We start from the raw sequence: 17,888 nt of genomic DNA on the forward strand, positions 1-17,888 counted from the left end.
CGGGAACCGTAGGACAAGTTCCCTAAACCACTGATACGGTCAATACAAACGAAACCACATTAATCTGACATTAACTACTTCGGTGCCAGCTCACGTAAATGCCGTGCGACCGCAATCCAGGCACCGATATAACCCAACAATACCGCGCCAAGCAAGAGCGACAGACCATCGGCCACCGGTACCCCGGCCAGGGCAAAATCACTGCCGTACAAGCCGGCAAGCCCAACGACTGCGTCGTTCAGCCAGTTCAGGCCGAACGCCAGCACGCCCCAGGACAAAATCCCCGCACCCAGGCCATAAAGCGCGCCCATGTACAGAAAAGGCCGACGCACATAGCTGTCCGTGCCGCCGACCAGTTTAATCACTTCTATCTCGATGCGACGGTTTTCAATATGAAGACGAATGGTATTACCTATCACCAAAAGTAATGCAGACACCAACAGCACCGCCAGGCCGAACACAAAACGGTCGCCAAGCTTGAGGATCGCCGCCAGGCGCTCTACCCAGACTAGATCAAGTTGCGCCTGTTGCACCTTCGGCATCTCTGCGAGTTTTTGCCGCAGGGCTTCAAGGGCCGGCTTGTCGACTTCATTCGGGGTCACCAGCACCACGCCGGGCAGTGGGTTCTGCGGCAGCTCTTTAAGCGCCTCGCCCAGGCCGGACTGCTGTTGGAACTCCTCAAGGGCCTGGTCGCGGCTAACGTACTCGGCGTCCGCGACGCCCGGCATATGCTTGATATCGTCCCGTAGCGCTTCGCCTTCCTTGGTACTGGCATCCAGGTTCAAGTACAGCGAAATCTGCGCCGCACGCTGCCAGGAACCGCCCAAACGCTCCACATTATTAAGCAGCAGCGACAAGCCCATTGGCAGGCTCAAGGCCACAGCCATCACCAGGCAGGTGAAAAAGCTGCCGATCGGCTGTTTGCCCAGACGGCGCAAGCTGTCCAGCAGGCTGGCGCGGTGGCTTTCGATCCAGGCGCGCAGCAAGGTGCTGAAGTCCGGGCCGTCGTCATCGTCGTGTTTTTTCTTTTTCGGTTGCGGGTCGGCCGGTTTTGGCGCAACGCGCTCGGAAACCTTAGGGCTACGTGTGGCACTCATACGCCAGCCTCCCCGTCACCGATCAGGCGACCGCGCTGCAGGGTCAGCATGCGGTGGCGCATGCGGGCGATCAACGCCAGGTCGTGGCTGGCGATCAATACGCTGGTGCCCAGGCGGTTGATGTCTTCGAACACCCCCATGATCTCGGCCGCCAGACGCGGGTCGAGGTTACCGGTAGGTTCGTCCGCCAGCAGCAAGGCCGGGCGATGGACGATGGCGCGGGCGATGCCGACGCGCTGCTGCTGACCAGTCGAGAGGTCGCCGGGGTAGAGGTCGGTCTTGTCCGACAGCGCCACGCGCTCCAGGGCCGAGTCCACACGCTTGACGATTTCGGCCTTGGACAACCCAAGAATCTGCAGCGGCAGCGCAATGTTGTTGAACACCGTGCGATCGAACAGTAACTGGTGGTTCTGGAACACTACGCCGATCTGGCGGCGCAGGAACGGGATCTGCGCATTACTGATGGTGGCCAGGTCCTGGCCGGCGAGCAGTAACTTGCCGGTAGTCGGGCGTTCCATGGCCAGCAGCAGGCGCAACAGCGTACTTTTGCCGGCCCCCGAGTGACCGGTGACAAACAAGAACTCGCCGCGACGCACTCGAAAGCTCAGCTCATGCAAGCCGACATGCCCGTTGGCATAGCGTTTACCGACCTGTTCGAATCGAATCATGAACGCTCCCGCTCGGCAAACAGTGCCTGTACAAAGGGTTCGGCTTCAAAGGTGCGCAGGTCGTCGATGCCTTCACCGACGCCGATATAACGAATCGGCAACCCGAACTGCTTGGCCAAGGCGAAGATCACACCGCCTTTGGCCGTGCCGTCGAGCTTAGTCAACGCGAGGCCGGTCAGTTGGACCGTCTGGTTGAATTGTTTGGCCTGGCTGATAGCGTTCTGGCCGGTACCGGCGTCCAGCACCAGCAGCACTTCGTGCGGCGCGTCAGCGTCGAGCTTGCCGATAACGCGGCGGACTTTCTTCAGCTCTTCCATCAGGTTGTCTTTGGTGTGCAGACGACCAGCGGTATCCGCGATCAGCACATCGATGTTACGAGCCTTGGCGGCTTGCACGGCGTCGAAGATCACCGAGGCGGAATCGGCACCCGTGTGCTGGGCGATCACCGGAATCTTGTTGCGCTCACCCCAGACCTGCAATTGCTCAACGGCAGCGGCGCGGAAGGTGTCGCCGGCAGCGAGCATGACTTTCTTGCCTTCCGATTGCAGTTTCTTGGCCAGTTTGCCGATGGTGGTGGTCTTGCCGGCGCCGTTGACGCCCACTACCAGGATCACGAACGGCTTGTTCGGGGTGATCACCAGCGGTGCTTCCACGGGCTTGAGCATCGCCGCCAGTTCGGCCTGCAAGGATTTGTAGAGTGCATCGGCATCGGTCAGCTGCTTGCGTGCGACCTTTTGGGTCAGGCTCTGGATGATCACCGCGGTGGCTTCGACGCCCACGTCGGCGGTCAGCAGACGGGTTTCAATGTCTTCCAGCAGTTCGTCATCGATGACCTTCTTGCCCAGGAACAGGCTGGCCATGCCTTCGCCGATGCTGGCGCTGGTCTTGCTCAGGCCTTGCTTGAGACGAGCGAAGAAGCCGGTCTTGCTTGTTTCGGCGGGTGGGGCGATCGGCTCTGGCTCTACAACCTCGATAACTTGGGCAGGCTCAGCGGCCACAACAGGCGCAGGAACCGGGACTTCCACGGCGAGTGGCGCTTCGGCCACCACCTCGACCGGCTCAACCACCGCAGGAATCGGCGGGGCCACGTGCTCAGCCTGTATGTCTTCGACCAACGCCACGGGCTCTTCGGCCACTGGCAACTCAGGCCACGGCTTGTGCTCAGGCTCGGCCTCAACCACTGGCTGCAACACCGGCTCAGCCATCGGCAACACCACCGGCGCAGGCACTTCGGCAACCGGCTCGGCTTCTACTATAGGTTCGGGGATCGGCTCAGCTTGAACCTGTGGCTGTTCCACAACGGTTTCCTGCGGCTTTTTGCGCAGCCATCCGAACAGGCCTTTCTTCTCGCCAGCCGCAGCTGGGGTCTTCTTGTCGTCGTTGGAACCAAACATGGAGACGGCTATCTCAAGGTAGCGAAGTGCCAGAGCGGCACGTCGGTAAATAAAATTCGATGCGTAACAGACTGTTTTTTAGCCAGCTCGTTCATGCGCAACATTTTGTAAGGCCTAAATAGGGCCTCAACAAGACTGCCGCAGTGGCCGTCCGTATATTCGACCAGTATCCTAGCACCTCCTCGCCCGCTGACGCTAAGACCAAGCGGGCAGCCCAACAGGTTTAAAAACGAATGAATGCTCTAGCCCGCCGCGCCGCAGGCCTGCTGTTCAGCACAGTTTGTCTGCCTCTTACAGCCTTGGCTGCCGACCCACAACCCACCCATGAATTCACCCTGGACAACGGCCTCAAGGTCGTCGTGCGCGAAGATCATCGCGCCCCTGTGGTGGTTTCCCAGGTTTGGTACAAAGTGGGTTCGAGCTACGAAACCCCGGGCCAGACTGGTTTGTCCCACGCCTTGGAACACATGATGTTCAAGGGCAGCGCCAAAGTCGGCCCCGGCGAAGCCTCGCTGATCCTGCGCGACCTGGGTGCCGAAGAAAACGCGTTCACCAGCGATGACTACACCGCTTATTACCAAGTCCTGGCCCGTGACCGCCTGGGCGTGGCCTTCGAACTTGAAGCCGACCGCATGGCAAGCCTGCGTCTACCGGCCGACGAGTTCAGCCGCGAAATCGAGGTTATTAAAGAAGAACGTCGCCTGCGCACCGACGACAACCCGATGTCCAAGGCCTACGAGCGCTTCAAGGCCATGGCCTTCCCGGCCAGCGGCTACCACACGCCGACCATCGGCTGGATGGCCGATCTGGACCGCATGAAGGTCGAAGAACTGCGCCACTGGTACCAATCCTGGTACGTGCCGAACAACGCCACCCTGGTGGTAGTCGGCGACGTAACTCCGGACGAGGTGAAAAACCTGGCCCAACGCTACTTTGGCCCGATCCCCAAGCGTGACGTACCGCCCGCGAAGATCCCGATGGAGCTGGCTGAACCCGGCGAGCGCCTGCTGACGATGCACGTGCAGACCCAATTGCCGAGCGTGATGCTCGGTTTCAACGTTCCTGGCCTGGCGACTGCCGAAGACAAACGCTCGGTGCAAGCCCTGCGCCTGATTTCGGCCCTGCTGGATGGCGGCTACAGTGCGCGCATCTCGGAGCAGTTGGAACGCGGTGAAGAGCTGGTTTCGGCCGCCTCCACCAATTACGACGCTTATACCCGCGGCGACACCCTGTTCATGCTGTCGGCCACCCCAAACCAGCAGAAGAAAAAGACCGTTGCCCAAGCCGAAGCCGGCCTGTGGCGACTGCTCGAAGAACTCAAAGCCAAGCCGCCAACCGCCGAAGAACTGGAACGCATCCGCGCTCAGGTCATCGCCGGCCTGGTCTATCAGCGTGACTCCATCACCAGCCAGGCCACGGCCATCGGCTCCCTGGAAACTGTCGGCCTGTCCTGGAAGCTGATGGACAGTGAACTCGCCGACCTGCAAAGCGTGACGCCTGAAGATATCCAGAAGGCCGCGCGTACTTATTTCACCCGCGAGCGTCTGAGCGTCGCCCATGTTCTGCCTGAGGAGACTGCTCATGAGTGATCGCAAAAGCCTGATCCTGCCTGGCCTGATCGCCGTTACCCTGATCGCGGCGAGCGCCGTGTATTTCCTGCGCCCAAGTGAATCGGTCGCGAGCCCGGCGCTTGAAAAAGCCCAGTCAGCCAACAAACTGCAATCCTTGGCGGAGTTGGACGGCAAGGCACCCACCAACCGCAAGCTCGACGTGCAAACCTGGACCACCGCCGAAGGCGCCAAGGTGCTGTTTGTTGAGGCGCATGAACTGCCGATGTTCGACATGCGCATCCTGTTCGCCGCCGGCAGCAGCCAGGATGGCGATGTGCAGGGCCTGGCGTTGATGACCAACGCCATGCTCAACGAAGGCATACCGGGCAAGGACGTCAGCCAGATCGCCAGTGGTTTTGAAGGCCTGGGCGCCGACTTCGGTAATGGCGCTTACCGCGACATGGCACTGGTATCCCTGCGCAGCCTGAGTGCCAGCGATAAACGCGACGCCGCCCTGGCGCTGTTTGACGACGTGATCGGCAAGCCGACCTTTCCGGCCGACTCCCTGGCCCGCATCAAGAATCAGATCCTCGCCGGCTTCGAATATCAGAAGCAAAACCCCGGCAAACTCGCCAGCCTGGAGCTGTTCAAGCGCTTGTACGGCGATCACCCTTATGCGCACCCGAGCGAAGGCACACCTGAAAGCGTGCCGAAAATTAACCTGGCGCAGTTGCAGGCGTTCCACGCCAAGGCGTACGCCGCCGGTAATGCGGTGATTGCGGTGGTAGGCGACCTGACCCGCGCCGAAGCTGAAGCCATGACCGCAAAGGTGTCCGCATCGCTGCCTAAAGGCCCGGCCCTGGCGAAGATTGCCCAGCCGACTGAACCAAAGGCCGGCCTGAGCCATATCGAGTTCCCATCCAAGCAGACGCACTTGCTGTTCGCCCAACTCGGCATCGACCGCGCCGACCCGGACTACGCGGCCCTGTCCCTGGGTAACCAGATCCTCGGCGGCGGTGGCTTCGGTACCCGTTTGATGAGCGAAGTACGTGAAAAGCGTGGCCTGACCTACGGTGTTTACTCCGGTTTTTCACCGATGCAGGTACGCGGTCCGTTCATGATCAACCTGCAGACACGCGCCGAAATGAGCGGCGGCACCCTGCGCCTGGTCGAAGACGTCGTGGCCGATTACCTCAAGAACGGTCCGACGCAAAAAGAGCTGGATGACGCCAAGCGCGAGCTGGCCGGCAGCTTCCCGCTGTCTACCGCCAGCAACGCCGATATCGTCGGTCAGCTGGGCGCCATGGGTTTCTACAACCTGCCGCTGAGCTATCTGGAAGATTTCATGAAACAATCCCAGGCCCTGACCGTAGAGCAGGTCAAGGCTGCAATGAATAAACACTTGAGCGCCGATAAGATGGTCATCGTGACCGCCGGCCCGACGATTGCGCAAAAGCCACTACCGCCCCCCACTGATAAACCCGCCGAGCAGCCGCTCGGGGTTCCGGAGCATTAATGGCCAGTTCATCTCGCCCGAAAAAACCTGTCCACAACGTACACAACGGTGTGGGCCAACTGCGCATCATTGGCGGTGAATGGGGCAGCCGCAAGCTGAGCTTCCCCGATGTCGTGGGCCTGCGCCCAACGCCGGATCGCGTGCGTGAAACCCTGTTCAACTGGCTCGCGCCGTATATCGCGGGCGCTAAGGTCTTGGACCCGTTCGCTGGCAGTGGCGCACTGTTCCTGGAAGCTTTGTCCCGTGGCGCGTCTCAGGCACAGGCGCTGGATGCCAGCAATGTGGCGGTCTCCAGCCTCAAGGAACACCTGGGCACCCTGCGTTGCACCAATGGCCAGGTACAAACTGCCGATGCTCTGCGCTACTTGGAAACCCAGGCGGCCAGCGAGTACGACGTAGTGTTCCTCGACCCGCCGTTTAACCAGAACCTCTTGCCGACCGTGTGCACGCTGCTGGAAGAACGCCAATGGCTGGCGCCCGACGCTTGGATCTACACTGAAAGCGAGACTGCGCCATCTTCCTTGGGACTGCCGGGCGCGTGGCGACTGCACCGGGAGCAGAAATCCGGGCGGGTGTATTACGCGTTGTGGCATCGGTTGGTCGAGAACTGAGAGTAATCCAGCTTTTGTGGTGAGCGGGCTTGCCCCGCGCGGGGCTGCGGAGCAGCCCCAATAAAAACACCGCGCACCATCAGCTAGAACTCGGTCGCTTGGTCTGGGGCCGCTCCGCAGCCCCGCGCGGGGCAAGCCCGCTCACCACAGAAGCCTGCTCACCACAGCAAACGCGCTTGCCACAGAGATCTGCATGACCCCTTCCTCTGAAAAATTCACCCCCGCCTTCGGCCTCGGCAACCCTCACCTGCAAACCCTGTGGGGGCCGCTGTGGCGCCCTACCACCCATATCGAACGCCAACGCGAACGCCTATGGCTGGAAGACGGCGACTTTCTTGACCTCGACTGGCATGGCCCGCATGACGCGCAGGCGCCGTTGGTGCTGGTGCTGCATGGGCTGACCGGCTCGTCCAATTCCCCCTATGTAGCCGGCCTGCAAAAAGTCCTCGCAGCGCAAGGCTGGGCCAGTGCGGCCTTGAACTGGCGTGGTTGCTCGGGCGAGCCCAACCTGTTGGCCCGCAGCTATCACTCGGGCGCCAGCGAAGACCTGGCCGCCGCCATTGCGCATCTACGCGCCAAGCGGCCGCTGGCGCCGCTGTATGCGGTGGGTTATTCGCTGGGTGGCAATGTGCTGCTTAAGCACCTGGGGGAAACCGGCGAGGCATCCGGGCTGCAAGGCGCGGCGGCGGTGTCGGTGCCGTTTCGCCTGGACCAGTGTGCGGACCGCATCGGGATAGGCTTCTCGCGCGTTTACCAGAAGCACTTCATGCGCGAGATGCTCGCGTATATCCGCGTCAAGCAGCGTCAGTTTTTGCAGGATGGTCGGGAGGACGGGCTGAAAACCCTGGATGCGCTCGGCTCACTGGAGAAGATGCGTACCTTCTGGGACTTCGATGGCCGGGTCACGGCGCCGCTGCACGGGTTCTTGAGTGCCGAGGACTATTACCGCCGCGCGTCGAGTCGCTACTACCTGGGTGCTATACGCACGCCGACGTTGATTATCCAGGCTGCCGACGACCCGTTCGTATTCGCCCACAGCTTGCCCGAGGCCAGCGAGCTGTCGGCGTGCACCGAGTTTGAGCTGACGGCCAAAGGTGGGCACGTGGGCTTCGTCGATGGCTCACTGAAACGCCCCAGCTACTACCTGGAGCGGCGTATTCCCCAATGGTTACTGTCAAAACACGGTTAAACATGTGGGAGGGGGCTCGCCCCCGATTGCGGTGGAACAGTCAATAATGTGTCGACTGATACTCCGTAATCGAGGACAAGCCCCCTCCCACATTTGGATTGGGTTTACACGACCGGTAAATCAGTCGCCAGTCGCAATTGCCCGCGCAGGATCGGTAATCCACTCGCTCCACGACCCCGCATACAACTTGCCCAACGGATAACCCGCCAGACTCAGGGCGAACAGGTTGTGGCAGGCCGTCACACCCGAGCCGCAGTACGCCACCAGATCTTCCGGCGAGCGGCCTTGCAACTGCGCGGCGAAGCGTTGCCTGAGTTGGTCGGCCGGCAGGAAACGTCCATCGCTGCCCAGGTTTTCGTTGAACGCCGCACATTGCGCACCGGGGATATGCCCGGCAATCGGATCAATAGGTTCAACGTCACCGCGAAAACGCGCTTGGGCACGGGCATCGATCAAGGTCAGGCCGGGTTGGCCCAAGCGTTTTTGCAGGTGTTCGGCGTCCAGCAACAGATGATTGTCCGGCGTACCCGCGAAGGTGCCAGGCTCTGTCACCGGCGCGTCCAGGCTCAACGGGAAACCAGCTACATGCCAGGCCTTGAGGCCGCCATCCAGGATAAACACGCCATCGCGCTTGCCCAGCCAGGCCAGCAGCCACCAGGCGCGGGCGGCAAATGCGCCGGGGCCGTCGTCATAGAGCACCACGTCGGTATTGGCATGGATGCCCCAGGCCCGCAATTGCTCGGCAAAAGTGTCCGCCGCCGGCAATGGGTGGCGGCCGGTCACACCCTTGATTACCGGGCCGCTGAGATGGCGTTCCAGGTCGGCATATTGCGCGCCGTCGATATGCCCTTCGGCGTAGCTGCAAAGTCCGTAATCCGGGTCTTCCAAGGCAAAACGACAGTCCAGGATCACCAGCCCGGTCGACTTCTGGCGCTCGGCCAATTGCTGGGGACTGATCAGTTGGGCAAGCGGCATGACGAACTCCTACGAATGCAGTGGGAAAGGCCTACTTCACTTCTTCCAGTGCCTGGTTCAGCGGCACGTAAAACTCTTTGAACAGCGCATCCACAGCCTCTTTCGCCTGAGGCGTGACAAAACCGGCCTCCAGCACCAGCACCTGATACACCCCGCGCTTGATGGCTTCGGCGCTCAAATGGGCAGAATTTTCATTGGTGGTGCACAGAAAACGTACCCACGACGTGAGGATGATCCAGGCGTTGAGGGTCAGTGCTTCGGTTTGAACAGGGTCCATATTGAGGATGCCAGCGTCTACGAACCCCCGGTAGATCGCATTGCCTTGGGTCAGGCAACGCTGGGAAAAGCGCCGATAACCGGTGGCGAGCTCGGGATCGCTCTCCAGCAGATGTTCAAGGTCGCGATGCAGGAAGCGATAGCGCCACATCCCGGCCAGCAGGGCCTGCAGGTAGAAACGTTTGTCTTGAACCGTCGCGGCGCGCCCCTGTGGCGGACGCAGAAAACTGTCTACCAGCGCTTCGTATTCACGGAACAGCACGGCGATGATCGCCTGCTTGTTGGGGAAGTGGTAGTACAGGTTGCCCGGCGAAATTTCCATATGGGCGGCGATATGGTTGGTGCTGATACTGCGCTCACCCTGCTGGTTAAAAAGCTCCAGGCTGGTTTGCACAATGCGCTCGCTGGTCTTTACTCGTGGTGCCATAGGGGAATCAGCTTCTATACACGTGATGGCGCATCTTACGACCTATCCTTGCCAGGATAAATCTGCATGTTGCCGCAATGTTATTTGACAATTTAGAGCAATGACTCTAAAAATCCAGGCAGACCAATAACAATCGGTGCTGCGCCATGTCTGCCAACGTTGCCTACCTGCAAGATTCCCAGGTGCTGGATCAGCTCCAGGGCCTGTTCGACGCTCAACGTCGCGCCTACGCCGCCAACCCCATGCCGCCGGCAGCACAACGCCAGCAATGGCTCAAGGCCCTGCGCGACCTGCTCAGCGACGAGCGTCAGGCGCTGATCAACGCAATCAGCCAGGACTTCAGCCACCGCAGCGCCGACGAGACCCTTTTCGCCGAATTGATGCCAAGCCTGCATGGCATTCACTACGCCAGCAAACACCTCAAAGGTTGGATGAAACCTTCCCGCCGTGCTGTAGGCATTGCCTTTCAACCGGCCTCAGCCAAGGTCATTTACCAACCGCTGGGCGTGGTCGGGGTGATCGTGCCGTGGAACTACCCGCTGTACCTGGCCATCGGGCCGTTGGTCGGCGCGTTGGCGGCAGGTAACCGGGTGATGCTCAAGCTCAGCGAGTCCACTCCCGCCACCGGCGAACTACTCAAAACCCTGTTGGCGAAAATCTTCCCCGAGGATCTGGTGTGCGTGGTGTTGGGGGAAGCCGACGTGGGCATGGCGTTTTCCAAGCTGCGCTTCGACCACCTGCTGTTCACCGGCGCCACCAGCATCGGCAAACACGTGATGCGCGCAGCGGCCGAGCACCTCACGCCGGTCACCCTGGAGCTGGGCGGCAAGTCGCCAGCCATCGTTTCCGCCGATGTACCGCTCAAGGACGCCGCCGAACGCATCGCCTTCGGCAAAGCCTTGAATGCCGGGCAAACCTGTGTGGCGCCGGATTACGTGTTGGTGCCGGAAGACCGTGTCGAGGGCTTCGTCGAGGCTTACAGCAAAGCCGTTCGCGGATTTTATCCGACCCTGGCAGACAACCCGGACTACACCGCAATCATCAATGAACGGCAATTGGCTCGGCTCAATAGCTACGTCAAGGACGCCACCGACAAAGGCGCGACACTGATTCCGCTGTACGAGCGAGGCCAGGCGCGCCGCATGGCCCACAGCCTGCTGCTGGATGTCAGCGACGACATGACTGTGATGCAGGACGAGATCTTCGGCCCAGTGCTGCCGATCGTGCCGTATCGCGGTATCGACCAGGCGTTTGCCTACATCAACCAACGCCCTCGCCCGCTTGCTCTGTATTACTTCGGCTACGACAAGGGCGAACAGAACAGAGTGCTGCACGAGACCCATTCCGGCGGCGTGTGCCTGAACGACACCCTGCTGCACGTGGCCCAGGACGACATGCCATTTGGCGGCATCGGCCCTTCGGGCATGGGCCATTACCACGGGCATGAAGGTTTCCTGACTTTCAGCAAGGCTAAGGGTGTGCTGGTGAAGCAGCGCCTGAACGCCGCTAAGTTGATCTACCCGCCTTATGGCAAGGCTATTCAGAAGTTGATCCAGAAGCTGTTCGTTCGCTGACACCGCCACCCACGGGATAACAATAACAATGAACCCTAGCCTGACTGATTCACCCGCGCTGTCGCGGCGCGGCGTCTTGAAAATCGGCCTGTGCGCCAGCGCCTTCCTCGCCACCGCCGGGCTTGGCGCCAGCCTCAGCGGCTGTTCCAGCAGCACACCGGCCAGCGGCTTTGCCCTGTTGCGCAGCAGCGATCTGCCGTTTTTACGCGCGGTTATTCCGGTATTGCTGGAAGGTGTAGCCAGCGCCCAGGAGGTGGCCAACGGCGTCGAAGACACTCTGAAAAAACTCGATTTCAGCCTGCAGCGCCTGTCGCCCGAGATGTTCAAGCTCACCCAGCAGCTGTTCGACGTATTGGGCATGGCCATCACCCGAGGTCCGTTGACCGGTATCTGGGGCAGTTGGGAGAACGCCAGCACAGAGCAGATCCACAACTTCCTGCACCGCTGGGAAAACAGCTACCTGAACCTGCTGCGCATGGGCCAGGGCTCATTGCTCAAGCTGGTAATCATGGCCTGGTACTTCCAGCCCGCATCCTGGGCCCATTGTGGCTATCCCGGCCCGCCGAAGATCTGATCCGCATCCCCCCAACAATAAAAACAAGAGACGATCCTGATGCCCGTACCCGATCTGTTCCGCGAAGGCCTGGCCCGTGGCTGGAAAACCCACAACGGCGCCGCCCTCGACAATGACCTGACGCTGGAAGCCGACGTTGCCATCATCGGCAGCGGCGCCGGTGGCGGCACCACGGCCGAGATCCTCAGCGCCGCCGGCTATAAAGTGCTGCTGATCGAGGAAGGCCCACTCAAGACCAGCAGCGATTTCAAGTTGCTGGAGGACGAGGCCTACACCAGCCTGTATCAGGAAGGCATCGGCCGCATGAGCAAGGACGGCGCGATTACTATCCTGCAGGGTCGGGCAGTGGGCGGCACCACGTTGATCAACTGGACCTCCAGCTTCCGCACCCCGGACGCCACCCTCTCTCACTGGGCCAGTGAATACGCGGTCAAAGGCCACAGCAGCGCCGAGATGGCGCCGTGGTTCGAAAAAATGGAACAACGCCTGGGCATCGCGCCTTGGGCCATGCCGCCGAACGCCAACAATGACGTGATCCGCAAAGGCTGCGAAAAACTTGGCTACAGCTGGCATGTGATCCCGCGCAATGTGCGTGGCTGTTTCAACCTGGGCTATTGCGGCATGGGTTGCCCGGTCAATGCCAAGCAATCGATGCTGGTGACCACCATACCGTCCACCCTGGAGAAAGGCGGCGAGTTGCTCTACCTGGCCCGCGCCGAACACCTCAAATACAGCGGCGACACCATCAGCAGCCTGGAATGCGTGGCCATGGATGAGCGCTGCGTATCGCCGACCGGGCGCAAGATCACAGTCAAGGCAAAACACTACGTGCTGTCGGGCGGCGGTATCAACAGCCCGGCGTTGCTGATGCGCTCGGACGCACCCGACCCGCACTCGCGCTTGGGCAAGCGCACCTTTTTGCACCTTGTGAATTTCTCCGCCGGGTTGTTCGACGAGGTGATCAACCCGTTCTACGGTGCACCGCAGTCGATCTACTCCGATCACTTCCAATGGCAGGACGGCACGACCGGCAAAATGTCCTACAAGCTGGAAGCGCCGCCCTTACACCCAGGATTGGCCAGCACGCTGTTCGGCGGCTACGGCACCGGGAATGCGCTGGACATGAGCCAATTGCCGAATACTCACGCCATGCTCGCCCTTTTGCGCGACGGTTTTCACCCCGACAGCCCTGGTGGAACGGTAGATTTGCGCGGCGACGGCACTCCCGTTCTCGATTATCAAGTTTCCCCCTACGCCTGGGACGGACTGCGCCGGGCCTTTCACAGCATGGCCGAAATTCAGTTTGCAGCGGGCGCCAAGTCGGTCAAGCCGCTGCATCACGATGCGCGCTACGTAAACACCTTGGCGCAAGCCCGCGAACTGATTGACGGTTTGAACCTGGAACTGCATCGCACGACCCTGGGCAGCGCCCATGTGATGGGCGGTTGTGCGATGGGCGAAGACCCGAAAAACGCCGTGGCCGACAGCCTGGGTCGCCATCACCAATTACGTAATCTGTCGATCCACGATGGCTCGTTATTCCCCACCAGCATTGGGGCCAACCCCCAATTGTCGGTGTACGGATTGACCGCCCAACTGGCCACAGCATTGGCCGAACGTCTGAAAACAGCATGAAAAAACGCTCGATCAGCGGCATGTATCTACATAAGTCGACTTGGCCGACCGGGATGGCTGCGATACCATCCGGTTCCCCAACGGACTCCGCCAGGACGACGCGATGAACCGAGTGTTGTACCCAGGAACCTTCGACCCGATTACCAAAGGCCATGGCGATCTGGTCGAACGCGCCTCTCGCTTGTTCGACCATGTGATCATCGCGGTCGCGGCCAGCCCCAAGAAAAACCCGCTGTTTCCCCTGGAACAGCGCGTGGAGCTGGCGCGTGAGGTCACCAAGCACCTGCCTAACGTCGAAGTCGTGGGCTTTTCGACGCTGCTGGCGCACTTTGCCAAAGAGCAGAACGCCAATGTGTTCCTGCGCGGCCTACGTGCGGTATCGGACTTCGAATACGAATTCCAACTGGCCAACATGAACCGCCAACTGGCGCCGGACGTTGAGAGCCTGTTCCTCACGCCTTCGGAACGTTATTCGTTCATTTCCTCGACTTTAGTCCGTGAAATCGCTGCTTTGGGCGGAGATATCACCAAGTTCGTGCACCCTGCCGTGGCGGACGCGCTGACGCTGCGCTTCAAGAAGTAGCCGAGGTTTGCCGGTTTACCTGTAGTGAGCGGGCTTGCCCCGCGCCGGGCTGAGAAGCCCCCAATAAGAGCACTGCGTAGCTTTAGGTGAACCCCGGTCGCCTGGATTGGGGCCGCTTCGCAGCCCAGCGAGGGGCAAGCCCGCTCACCACAAAAATCAAAAGCCACAAGTCAGACCGGCTCGCACTGCGGGCGCCAATGCGGCACAATTGCGCGCATTAGTTTTCAGATGCCCTGGCTGACAGCCCTGGCAGGAGTTTCCATGTCCCTGATCATCACCGACGATTGCATCAATTGCGACGTCTGCGAACCCGAGTGCCCGAACGCTGCCATTTCCCAAGGTGAGGAGATCTACGTGATCGATCCGAACCTGTGCACCCAGTGTGTCGGCCACTATGACGAACCTCAGTGCCAACAGGTGTGCCCGGTGGATTGCATTCCGCTGGATGAGGCGCGTCCGGAGACTGAAGAGGAACTGATGGAGAAGTACCGGAAGATTACCGGTAAGGCCTGAGGTTCTTCAGCGCCTGTCAGGGCCTTATCGGGGGCAAGCCCCCTCCCACATGTAATGCATTTCAAATGTGGGAGGGGGCTTGCCCCCGATGGTTATATCCGCCATCACACAACAATCAGCTCTGGCACTTGGGGCAAAACACACTCGCCCGCTGCCCCAGCACCACGTTGCGCAGCTCAGTCCCACAGACCTTGCACGCCTCGCCACCCCGGCCGTAGACGAACAACTCCTGCTGGAAATACCCCGGCTGCCCATCCCCGCCGATAAAGTCCCGCAACGTGGTGCCGCCCCGCTCGATGGCGGCCGCCAGCACGCGTTTGATCTCAATCGCCAGCTTCAAATACCGCCCGCGTGAAATACCACCCGCCTCACGACGCGGATCAATCCCCGCCGCAAACAGCGCTTCCGTCGCATAGATATTGCCCACGCCCACCACCACCGCGTTGTCCATGATGAACGGCTTAACCGCCATCGACCGCCTGCGGGACAGTTGAAACAAGCGCTCGCCATCAAACAGGTCCGTCAACGGCTCCGGCCCCAGACGGATCAACAACTCATGGTTGTGCGGATCCTGGCTCCAGAGCATCGCGCCAAAGCGCCGAGGGTCGGTGTAGCGCAGGGCCATGCCCGATTCCAGCTCGATATCCACATGCTCATGCTTGGCCGCTGGCATACCGACTTCCACCAGGCGCAAATTGCCTGACATGCCCAAGTGGCTGATCAAGGTGCCCACCTCGGCATTGATCAACAGGTACTTGGCCCGCCGCTCTACCAGCACGATGCGCTGCCCGGACAGGCGCACGTCCAAGTCTTCCGGGATTGGCCAGCGCAGGCGCCGCTCACGTACCACTACGCGGCTGACGCGCTGGCCTTCCAGGTGCGGCGCAATCCCGCGCCGGGTGGTTTCGACTTCTGGTAACTCGGGCATGTGTACCTCTTGAAGGGGGGAGTCAGTGCGCGCCCAGTTCGCGGATCGACAACTTCATACTCTCGAAGTCGTAATCCGACAGGCCCACGTAGTCCAGCACCAGAGGGCCGATGGCGTTCCACTCATGGTCAACCGACTGGTTGCCCAGCACCCGGTAGGACGAGCAGATGTGCTCGGCCATCTTCAGGATTGCCAGCAGGTTCTTCACCTGCGGGTTGCGCGACGACTCATCGCTGAAAACCGCCAGGGCGTTGTGGTGGTTGGCGATGGCATCGGTCACATGTTCCGGCAGGCGCCAGGACTTGGCGGTGTAGTAGCCAACCACCGCATGGTTGGTGTTGAACGCATTGTTCTCGGTGTCGACCACGCGGCAGTCAGGGCCGGCATTGGCGTAGGCCTGCTCCAGCACGGTCATATAGTTGGGGAAGCGCTTGAGCATCAACGGCACCCCGCAATCGTGGAACAAGCCCAAGGCATAGGCCTCGTCTACGGTCTGGGAACCCGTGCGCTTGGCCAGTGTGAGGCAGGTCATGGCCACATCCTGGGCGGTGTCCCAGAAGCGGTTGAGGGTGACGATGGTGTCGTCGCTCATCTCGCCCCTGATCGACTGCGCGTTGATCAGGTTGATGATCGACCGGCTGCCCAACAGGTTCACTGCGCGCTGGATCGAGGCAATCTTGTTGCTCAGGCCGTAATACGGTGAGTTGACAATCTTCAGCAACGCGCCGGACAGGCCGGGATCCTGGGAGATCAACCGTGCGATCACTTCCAGGTCCGGGTCAGGCATGTACTGCTCCATTTGCAAATCCACCATGATTTGCGGTTGGGGCGGTACGCTGATGCCTTGCAGGGCCTGCTGGATCTGTTCGGCGGAAAGCTCTTGGGACATAAGTACACACTCTGGGCTAGGCGAGGATTCTACCCCCTAAGCAAAGCTGACCGACACCTCAAAAACCGGATGGAGCCGGACCAAATTTGGGTGCTGGCCACATGTCCGGCGGCGCCGCGATTTCCTACGCAACAAGGTATACTCCCGCTCTTTTTTCCGGAGCGACGTCATGTCCCTGCCAAGCCTGCGTCTCAAAGCCAACGCCGATCGTCGTTTGCGCAACGGCCACCTGTGGGTCTACAGCAACGAAATCGATGTGGCCGCCACACCTCTTCACGGCTTCCAGGCAGGCGACCAGGCTATCCTGGAAGCGGCCGGCGGCAAGACCCTGGGCATCGTGGCCATGAGCCCGAACAACCTGATCTGCGCACGCCTGCTGTCGCGCGATATCAAGTTGCCGCTAGACAAGTCGCTGCTGGTGCACCGCATCAACGTTGCCCTGTCACTGCGTGATCGCCTGTTCGACAAGCCGTTCTACCGCCTGGTCTACGGCGATTCCGACCTGCTGCCGGGCCTGGTAGTCGACCGTTTCGGCGACATCCTGGTGGTGCAGATCGCTTCGGCGACCATGGAAGCCCATAAGGAAGACGTGATCGCTGCACTGACCCAAGTGCTCAAGCCGAGCGGCATCCTGTTCAAGAACGACTCCGCCGCGCGCGACGCCGAAGGCCTCAACCGCTACGTCGAAACCGTGTTCGGCCTGGTGCCTGAGTGGGTCGCGCTGGAAGAAAACGGCGTGAAATTCGAAGCCCCGGTGATCCAAGGCCAGAAAACCGGCTGGTTCTACGACCACCGCATGAACCGCGCACGCCTGGCCCCTTACGCCAAAGGCAAACGCGTACTCGACCTGTACAGCTACATCGGCGGCTGGGGCGTGCAAGCAGCAGCCTTTGGGGCCAGTGAAGTGTTCTGCGTCGACGCTTCCGCCTTCGCCCTCGACGGCGTAGAGCGCAACGCTGCGCTGAACGGCGTTGCCGAAAAAATGACCTGCATCGAAGGCGACGTCTTCGAAGCGCTGAAAGAACTGAAAGCCAGCGAAGAGCGTTTCGACGTGATCGTCGCCGACCCACCGGCCTTCATCAAACGCAAAAAAGACATGAAGAACGGCGAAGGCGCCTACCGCCGCCTGAACGAGCAAGCCATGCGTCTGCTCAGCAAGGACGGCATCCTGGTAAGCGCCTCGTGCTCCATGCACCTGCCGGAAGACGACCTGCAGAACATTCTGCTGACCAGCGCCCGTCATCTGGACCGCAATATCCAGATGCTTGAGCGTGGCGGCCAGGGTCCGGATCACCCGGTGCACCCGGCAATTGCCGAGACACGATACATCAAGAGCATTACGTGCCGGTTGTTGCCGAATAGCTAACAGGCAAGCACAGATAAAAATGTGGGAGGGGGCTTGCCCCCGATAGTCGTGTGTCAGCCAGCTAATAGGGCGCTGACACTACGCAATCGGGGGCAAGCCCCCTCCCACATTTGTTTTGTGGTT

The 17,888-nt window shown here is 60.7% G+C and carries 17 protein-coding genes; 10 read left to right on the forward strand and 7 right to left on the reverse strand.

Translation table 11 applies throughout. The features are described 5' to 3' along the window. Positions 1-74 precede the first annotated feature (74 nt). The 3 genes from ftsX to ftsY are packed head-to-tail and all read right to left on the reverse strand — an operon-like array spanning position 75 to position 3,159. Positions 75-1,097: a permease-like cell division protein FtsX gene (ftsX, locus tag G9Q84_RS04765; RefSeq protein WP_181642964.1), complete on the reverse strand. Its 1,023-nt coding sequence runs from the start codon at positions 1,095-1,097 to the stop codon at positions 75-77. After that, on the reverse strand, positions 1,094-1,765 hold the full coding sequence (gene ftsE, locus G9Q84_RS04770; RefSeq protein ID WP_003213784.1) for a cell division ATP-binding protein FtsE: 672 nt from the start codon (positions 1,763-1,765) through the stop codon (positions 1,094-1,096). The genes ftsX and ftsE overlap by 4 nt, the downstream gene beginning before the upstream one ends. Beyond that, positions 1,762-3,159, reverse strand: coding sequence for a signal recognition particle-docking protein FtsY (ftsY, locus tag G9Q84_RS04775; RefSeq protein WP_181642965.1), 1,398 nt, complete (start codon positions 3,157-3,159; stop codon positions 1,762-1,764). The genes ftsE and ftsY overlap by 4 nt, the downstream gene beginning before the upstream one ends. A gap of 233 nt (positions 3,160-3,392) precedes the next feature. Here ftsY and G9Q84_RS04780 point away from each other — a divergent pair, with 233 nt between their 5' ends. The 4 genes from G9Q84_RS04780 to G9Q84_RS04795 all read left to right on the forward strand — a co-directional run bounded on the left by G9Q84_RS04780 (position 3,393) and on the right by G9Q84_RS04795 (position 8,025). After that, entirely contained in the window at positions 3,393-4,748 is a 1,356-nt protein-coding gene (locus G9Q84_RS04780; protein ID WP_032884151.1) for a M16 family metallopeptidase, read from the forward strand. Continuing rightward, positions 4,741-6,225, forward strand: a complete 1,485-nt coding sequence (locus tag G9Q84_RS04785) for a M16 family metallopeptidase (RefSeq protein WP_095185136.1) — start codon at positions 4,741-4,743, stop codon at positions 6,223-6,225. Before G9Q84_RS04780 ends, G9Q84_RS04785 begins: the two co-directional genes overlap by 8 nt. Then, the gene (gene rsmD, locus G9Q84_RS04790; protein WP_032884156.1) at positions 6,225-6,836 is read left to right on the forward strand and encodes a 16S rRNA (guanine(966)-N(2))-methyltransferase RsmD; all 612 of its coding nucleotides are present in this window, start codon (positions 6,225-6,227) and stop codon (positions 6,834-6,836) included. The genes G9Q84_RS04785 and rsmD overlap by 1 nt, the downstream gene beginning before the upstream one ends. 193 nt (positions 6,837-7,029) lie before the next feature. Continuing rightward, positions 7,030-8,025: a hydrolase gene (locus G9Q84_RS04795; RefSeq protein WP_099601699.1), complete on the forward strand. Its 996-nt coding sequence runs from the start codon at positions 7,030-7,032 to the stop codon at positions 8,023-8,025. Between the two features lie 120 nt (positions 8,026-8,145). On the opposite strand, the gene G9Q84_RS04800 is transcribed toward G9Q84_RS04795, so the two are convergent. Then, complete coding sequence (locus G9Q84_RS04800) at positions 8,146-9,000, reverse strand: sulfurtransferase (RefSeq protein WP_032884160.1); 855 nt, start codon at positions 8,998-9,000, stop codon at positions 8,146-8,148. Between the two features lie 31 nt (positions 9,001-9,031). Then, positions 9,032-9,703 carry a TetR/AcrR family transcriptional regulator gene (locus G9Q84_RS04805; protein ID WP_032884162.1) on the reverse strand — a complete coding sequence of 224 codons (672 nt, stop codon included), beginning with the start codon at positions 9,701-9,703 and terminating at the stop codon, positions 9,032-9,034. A 146-nt stretch (positions 9,704-9,849) separates the two neighbouring features. On the opposite strand from G9Q84_RS04805, the gene G9Q84_RS04810 reads away from it, so the two are divergent. From G9Q84_RS04810 to G9Q84_RS04830, 5 genes are all read left to right on the forward strand, one after another. Beyond that, positions 9,850-11,277 (forward strand): coniferyl aldehyde dehydrogenase, encoded by a 1,428-nt coding sequence (locus G9Q84_RS04810; protein ID WP_181642966.1) that lies wholly within the window; start codon positions 9,850-9,852, stop codon positions 11,275-11,277. 28 nt (positions 11,278-11,305) lie between these two features. Beyond that, positions 11,306-11,851: a twin-arginine translocation pathway signal protein gene (locus tag G9Q84_RS04815; RefSeq protein ID WP_095185140.1), complete on the forward strand. Its 546-nt coding sequence runs from the start codon at positions 11,306-11,308 to the stop codon at positions 11,849-11,851. A gap of 39 nt (positions 11,852-11,890) precedes the next feature. After that, on the forward strand, positions 11,891-13,486 hold the full coding sequence (locus tag G9Q84_RS04820) for a GMC family oxidoreductase (protein WP_032884166.1): 1,596 nt from the start codon (positions 11,891-11,893) through the stop codon (positions 13,484-13,486). A gap of 103 nt (positions 13,487-13,589) precedes the next feature. Further along, entirely contained in the window at positions 13,590-14,069 is a 480-nt protein-coding gene (coaD, locus tag G9Q84_RS04825) for a pantetheine-phosphate adenylyltransferase (protein WP_003176711.1), read from the forward strand. 261 nt (positions 14,070-14,330) lie between these two features. Next, positions 14,331-14,582, forward strand: coding sequence for a YfhL family 4Fe-4S dicluster ferredoxin (locus G9Q84_RS04830; RefSeq protein WP_032884168.1), 252 nt, complete (start codon positions 14,331-14,333; stop codon positions 14,580-14,582). 115 nt (positions 14,583-14,697) lie between these two features. Here the strand turns inward: G9Q84_RS04830 and mutM are convergent, their stop codons facing one another. Further along, the gene (gene mutM, locus G9Q84_RS04835; protein ID WP_095185142.1) at positions 14,698-15,510 is read right to left on the reverse strand and encodes a bifunctional DNA-formamidopyrimidine glycosylase/DNA-(apurinic or apyrimidinic site) lyase; all 813 of its coding nucleotides are present in this window, start codon (positions 15,508-15,510) and stop codon (positions 14,698-14,700) included. Positions 15,511-15,532: 22 nt separating this feature from the next. Next, the gene (locus G9Q84_RS04840; protein WP_032884170.1) at positions 15,533-16,399 is read right to left on the reverse strand and encodes an HDOD domain-containing protein; all 867 of its coding nucleotides are present in this window, start codon (positions 16,397-16,399) and stop codon (positions 15,533-15,535) included. A gap of 169 nt (positions 16,400-16,568) precedes the next feature. Between G9Q84_RS04840 and G9Q84_RS04845 the strand changes: the two genes are divergently transcribed. Continuing rightward, positions 16,569-17,765 (forward strand): class I SAM-dependent rRNA methyltransferase, encoded by a 1,197-nt coding sequence (locus tag G9Q84_RS04845; RefSeq protein ID WP_003213799.1) that lies wholly within the window; start codon positions 16,569-16,571, stop codon positions 17,763-17,765. Positions 17,766-17,888: the final 123 nt, after the last annotated feature.

This window comes from Pseudomonas sivasensis, from assembly GCF_013778505.1.
GTDB lineage: Bacteria > Pseudomonadota > Gammaproteobacteria > Pseudomonadales > Pseudomonadaceae > Aquipseudomonas > Aquipseudomonas sivasensis.